At 39.1% G+C, this 5882-nt stretch carries 4 protein-coding genes; 1 reads left to right on the forward strand and 3 read right to left on the reverse strand.

What is annotated here, in order from left to right; all coding sequences use genetic code 11:
• Positions 1–206: 206 nt before the first annotated feature.
• Together V7659_RS21975 and V7659_RS21980 are read right to left on the reverse strand one after the other, a co-directional pair.
• Positions 207–1313, reverse strand: coding sequence for an iron-containing alcohol dehydrogenase family protein (locus tag V7659_RS21975; RefSeq protein ID WP_335542266.1), 1107 nt, complete (start codon positions 1311–1313; stop codon positions 207–209).
• Between the two features lie 306 nt (positions 1314–1619).
• Positions 1620–2999 carry a sigma-54 interaction domain-containing protein gene (locus tag V7659_RS21980; protein ID WP_335542268.1) on the reverse strand — a complete coding sequence of 460 codons (1380 nt, stop codon included), beginning with the start codon at positions 2997–2999 and terminating at the stop codon, positions 1620–1622.
• Positions 3000–3508: 509 nt separating this feature from the next.
• Between V7659_RS21980 and V7659_RS21985 the strand changes: the two genes are divergently transcribed.
• Positions 3509–4186, forward strand: coding sequence for a diphthine--ammonia ligase (locus V7659_RS21985; RefSeq protein ID WP_335542270.1), 678 nt, complete (start codon positions 3509–3511; stop codon positions 4184–4186).
• 63 nt (positions 4187–4249) lie between these two features.
• Here the strand turns inward: V7659_RS21985 and V7659_RS21990 are convergent, their stop codons facing one another.
• The gene (locus V7659_RS21990; RefSeq protein ID WP_335542272.1) at positions 4250–5818 is read right to left on the reverse strand and encodes a catalase; all 1569 of its coding nucleotides are present in this window, start codon (positions 5816–5818) and stop codon (positions 4250–4252) included.
• Positions 5819–5882: the final 64 nt, after the last annotated feature.

The raw sequence follows: 5882 nt of genomic DNA on the forward strand, positions 1-5882 counted from the left end.
TACCCTGTCCATGTTGGCAGCGTCACTTTCAATGGCTCAGTCGACTTCCCATCCTTTGTACTACTTGCCGCATCCTTTTTACCACATGCCGCTAGTGCGAATAGCAACATCAGTGAACAAATAACCAATAACCACTTTTTCACTTCAAAATCCCCCTTGTTTTTTAAAAATATACCGATTTTTATCCGTTGCTCTATTAAACAGAATCAAGAATGAAGGACACCTGATAACATTCCATTTCCTATTTCGTCAGCTTGGCGAACAGCGTCAATAACCATTTCAGGTGAGACTTCAAATGGCATATTTGCCATATCCTCGATGGTAACGGTAATTTCCCCAAGCTTCTGCCACTGACTTTCTGTTAAGTTCGTTATTCCCATTTGCTTTAAAGTAAAAGGAAGTCCTACTTCCTGGTAATAACTTATTAACTCTTTCAGTTCGTCCTCACAGGTATTCTCCATACACAACTGTGCAAGAATCCCAAAGGCAACAATTTCCCCGTGATAGGTATGATGGACTTCAGGAAAAATCGTTAACCCAGAATAAATCGCATGGGCTCCTGCTGTTCGGCAGTCATCCCCGCCATACCCACTGACACTGCCACTGACTAAAATAATGGTATCAATGACATCTTCTAACTCTTTTGTCACTGTTTGGGTTCGAACAGATGTGACAGCTTTTTTCCCAATTTGAAGCAGCGTCTGATAAACCTGTCCCGCTATCGCAACAGCCGTCTGATTTAATATGGTAGGCGTCGCTTTTTTCACAGAGGATTTGGTCTCAAACCATTTTGCCAATGTATCTCCAATACCTGCGATTAAAAAGCGTACCGGTGCGTTCATGATGATTTCCGAATCCACTAAGACTAATTCAGGTGCCTTCGACTTACGTTCAATCCCAATAAATTCACCATCATTGCTATAAAGGATGGTAATAGGCGTAGCTGCTGCACAGGTTGCTGCGATGGTTGGGATGGCTACTAACGGTTTGTTAAGTTGATAAGCAACAGCTTTAACTGTATCAATGGCTTTGCCTCCACCCGTCGTAATAAGAACATCAATCTGTTCATCCTTTAAGTCGGCTACTAATCGATCAATATTCGCCTGAGATGATTCACCACCATACCAAAGCGAATGTTTTAATAAAATCTCGTGTTCTGACAAGCTCTTTCTTAATGAATCTTCTACTAGTCCTCTACTAATCTGGCCTCCAATAAGAGCGGCTGTTTTTCCAAATTTTTTTATGTACCTACCCGCATCTTCTAGTAAACCACTATTTCTAATATATTGAGCTGGTCCCACCGTTACTTTCATATTACACCCCGAATCCCTTATAAATTATTTAAAAATGAATAATATTCTTTAAATATAAATACTTGCCTACTTTATGTCAATATATTTTCTCAATATTCTATCATCAAGTAAAAATACAAATATCACTATAAAAATACATAAAATATACTATTTAGAAATATTACCGTTTATTATTGTTGTATAAATATAATCAACCACCTTTCTTTTCGCCTTGAAATTTCCCCCTTTTGATAAGGATTTTCGATGCTTTTGTGGTCGCTTCGTTTGTGTCTCACACCTAAAAATTATGCAAGTTTTATGCCAGTTTCAATCTATTTCGTACTTTCTGAGCTTTCTAAACACAGAAGGTTGACTTATCCCTAATGCTTTTGCCATGTCTATCGTTGTTTTGTATTGTTTCCTAGCCTTAAGTAACACTTGCTTTTCCACACTATCCAGAATCTCATTCAATGAACGATTATTGTCATCAACAGACTGCTCGGTAGGATAAGATCTTTGAAAATGAGGCGGCAGGTTTTCGATTTCAATCAGTTGTTTCGAAGAAGTAACTACAAGTCTTTCAATTAAATTGATTAATTCTCGGACATTTCCCCTCCACTCTTGTGTAAATAACAGATGCAAAACACCTTCATCAAGGCTTCGTTCACGGTGATACTTTTTAGAAAAATACGTTAAAAAGTGTTCAATTAACGGGATTATATCGGTTGAGCGCTTTCTTAATGGCGGGATGGTAATGGGTACAACATTTAAACGGAAGTAGAGGTCATGTCTAAAGATTTTTTCTTCCACTGCTTTCTCTAGGTCTCTATTTGTTGCGGCAAGAATACGAAAGTCAACCGTTCGCAGCTTCGTTCCACCAACACGGTAAAATTGCTTTTCCTGAATGAATTTGAGGATTTTCACTTGATTGGCTAACGATAACTCACCAATTTCATCTAAAAATAAGGTTCCTCCTTCTGCAAGCTCAGCTAGCCCGATCTTGCCTTTTGAATGAGCACCAGTAAATGCCCCTGACTCATATCCGAAAAACTCTGCCTCAAACAGCGCTTCGGGGATCGCACCGCAGTTTACCTCGATAAAAGGGCCGTCTTTCCGAGAACTTTTTTTATGAATGAATTTAGCAATGTGTGATTTCCCTACACCGGTTTCGCCCAGCAGCAACACATTAACATCAATTTCAGCCACTTGCAGGGCGAGTTGAAGTACTTTTTTCATTTCCGTACTCGTTGCAATCATTCCGTCTGAATCAAATTGAAGATTTCTTAGCATTTCCAGTTCACTTTTCACTCGTTCCATTTCGTCTTCGATGTCCGTTAAGTATTTTTTCATGTTAAGTAACTCGGTAACATCATGTGAATAACTGACGATCCGTACTAAATTATCATTTTGATCGAAGACGGGAATCCCCGTTACAAGTAACTTTTCCCCCTTATTAGTCGTTTGAACCAGGGTTATTTTCTTTTTTTCTTTAATAACCAACGGCGTCAAAATCGGTGTAAAAACCCCTTCTTTTTCGAGTTCATAAACGGACCGACCGACCATTTCCTTGGACTTCATATTATAGATTCCTTCGGTTGCTTCACTAACCTTCAAAATAATCCCATCTGTGTCGGTCACTAAAATATCATCCTGTAATGAATGAAGAATGGCTTCACTTTCATTCCAAACTTTTTTTTCATCACTCACAAATTCCCCTCCCTTCTTTAACTTTACCAAGCAATATTTTATTCATTTTTGAATAGAAAACGAGGTAAACTTCTTGATAGTACAGTTATATCAGATAATTGATAAAATTTATACTTTTTTGAATAAATTATTCGATTTTGTATAATTAAAATCTTTCATCTGAAATTCAAGAGGCAATAAGTACTGAATTAAAGGGATGTAGTGGATTCACATTCGTAGTGATAACTTCATAAGAGACATACTATTACGCTATGATTACCGCTAAAACCAATAAATTAATATAACGGGCATCATACGAGCTCTACGTTTACCGCCAAGACCAAAAATTCGGTGCAGTGGGCAGCATACCCTCTCTATGATTACCACTAAGGCCGAAAATTCGGTGTAACGGGCAGCATACCCTCTCTTTGCTTTTTTGGATGAGACCGGTTAGGCTCAGTTGCCTTTTTTTATGATAAAATAGCAATATGACAAACGATGAAAATATCTTAAATGAGGGAGAATGAATCTTGAATAATAGAATTGCATTATCTTGGAGTGGCGGAAAAGATTGTTGTATGGCCTTGGATACTCTAATATCCCAGGGTTTTGAAGTGGTCTGCTTGGTTACAACTGTTCCCACAGAACTTGGACGAACATTTGGACATGGTGAACGTACAGAAATGATTAAACTACAAGGTGAAGCTCTAAACATACCGGTTCATTTTATCGAATGTACATACGAAAACTATACAAGTCAATTTGTCAACGCAGTGGAATACTTGAAAAATCAATTGAATGTCACGGGAATCGCCTACGGAGATCTTTATTTAGACGAACATCGGGAATGGGGAGAAAAAGTAGCAGCCGCTGCAGATGTCGAGGCCCTGTATCCATTGTGGATGAAAAAGGAAGAAGCCTTACCATCTCTAGGTAAGTTTGTCCAATCGGGTTATGAAGCAATTGTAATTCGTGTACGCGAAGATGTTCTAAATGACACCTGGCTTGGTAGAATTGTAGATGAGTCCTTCCTGCGAGATGTACAACAAACTACTATTTGTCCCATGGGGGAAGCGGGTGAATACCATACTTTTGTCTATGATGGACCTCTATTTTTAAGAAGAATTCAATTGGAACAAGGAGAATTAATCCAGCTGGAAACGACAAAGAAACTTGAATTTAAGAGTTATAGTTTAATGGAGCGTTAAGACCACGATATGGGTTGAAATTAACAAAAAGGGGGAGTTCCCCCTTTGTTATTTCGACCACTATTAATACGGATCAGAAGGTTCCCCCATTTCCTGAGCTTGTTTTACAGCATCTTCCATTTTTGATTCTACAGTTTTTCCAACCATTTTTATTCCTTCTGCAATCCTCTTTCCATAATCAGGAACACATTGTGTCAGCATATCCACCATTCGGTCTTGAATTTCTTTTCGACAAGCCGCAAGTGCTCCCGATAAATTTGAAATTAATTCATTCTTCTCCCAGTCGTTAAACCGCCGGTAGGTTTCTCCCGCTTGACCAAAATTATTCTCACGCGAGATTCGTTCTCTCACTAGGTTTCCTTCCACATGTGGCTGATGTTCTTTACCAGGGTTGTTCGCTTCTTTTAGTCCACCAATAAGGGATGGTTCATAATTAACATGAGGATTTTTTAACTTCCCGAAATCCTGTCTATAATCCATTTGACCTCCATCTTGGTTTGTCGCAACATGAGTTTTTGGTCGATTGATAGGCAGCTGTAAGTAGTTGGTGCCCACCCGATACCGCTGGGTATCAGAATAAGAGTAGGTCCGCCCCTGTAATAATTTATCATCGGAGAAATCAAGGCCATCTACGAGCACACCAGTGCCAAAAGCTACTTGTTCTACTTCGGCAAAGTAATTTTCCGGATTTTTATTTAAGACCATTCTTCCAACCTTATGCCATGGAAAATCTTCTTTATACCAAAGCTTGGTTGGATCGAGTGGATCAAAATCCAGTTCCGGATGCTCTCCATCTTCCATGACTTGAACATAAAGTTCCCATTCTGGATAATCACCTTTTTCAATTGCTTCGTATAAGTCTTGAGTCGCATGACTATAATTCTTGCTTTGAATTTCATCTGCTTCTTGTTGACTTAGATTTTTTATTCCCTGTTTTGGCTCCCAATGATATTTAACGAGAACCGCTTTTCCTTCTTCATTCACCCACTTATACGCATGCACACCTGAGCCTTGCATTTGCCGGTAGTTTGCCGGAATCCCCCATGGAGAAAATACAAAGGTGACCATATGCATGGATTCTGGTGTTTGACATAAAAAATCAAACATTCTCTCCGGATCTGACAGGTTCGTGACCGGACTAGGCTTAAAGGAATGGACCATATCGGGGAATTTTAATGGATCTCTGATAAAAAATATCTTTAAGTTATTCCCTACTAAATCCCAGTTTCCATCCTCTGTATAAAATTTAATCGCAAATCCTCTTGGGTCGCGTAATGTTTCTGGTGAATGCCCGCCATGAACGACGGACGAAAAACGTACAAATACAGGTGTTTGTTTTTCAGTATTCGTAAACACCTTTGCCCTCGTATATTTCGAAATCGGTTCTCCATTAATCGTTCCGTAGGACTCAAAATATCCATGAGCACCGGCACCACGCGCATGAACGATGCGCTCTGGAATTTTTTCTCGGTCAAAATGGCTGATTTTTTCTAAAAAATCATAATTCTCTAACGTCATAGGTCCGCGGTTTCCAACAGTTCGAACATTTTGGTTATCCGTTACAGGGTGTCCCTGTCGGTTGGTTAGTATATCTTTAGAATGATCATTCTCTCCATTTACTTGGTTTTCCATTTATAACCCTCCTTTTTTCACCTTTGTAAGTATTTCCAAAAGCTGATGGACTATGCAAAAATTG

It is taken from the genome of Neobacillus drentensis (assembly GCF_036966985.1).
In the GTDB taxonomy this organism is placed as follows: Bacteria; Bacillota; Bacilli; order Bacillales; family Cytobacillaceae; genus Neobacillus; species Neobacillus drentensis_E.

Bases quoted from the DNA above. Each gene is read 5' to 3' on its own strand.
- V7659_RS21990 (WP_335542272.1), bottom strand. From the start codon at position 5,818: ATGGAAAACCAAGTAAATGGAGAGAATGATCATTCTAAAGATATACTA.
- V7659_RS21975 (WP_335542266.1), bottom strand. From the start codon at position 1,313: ATGAAAGTAACGGTGGGACCAGCTCAATATATTAGAAATAGTGGTTTA.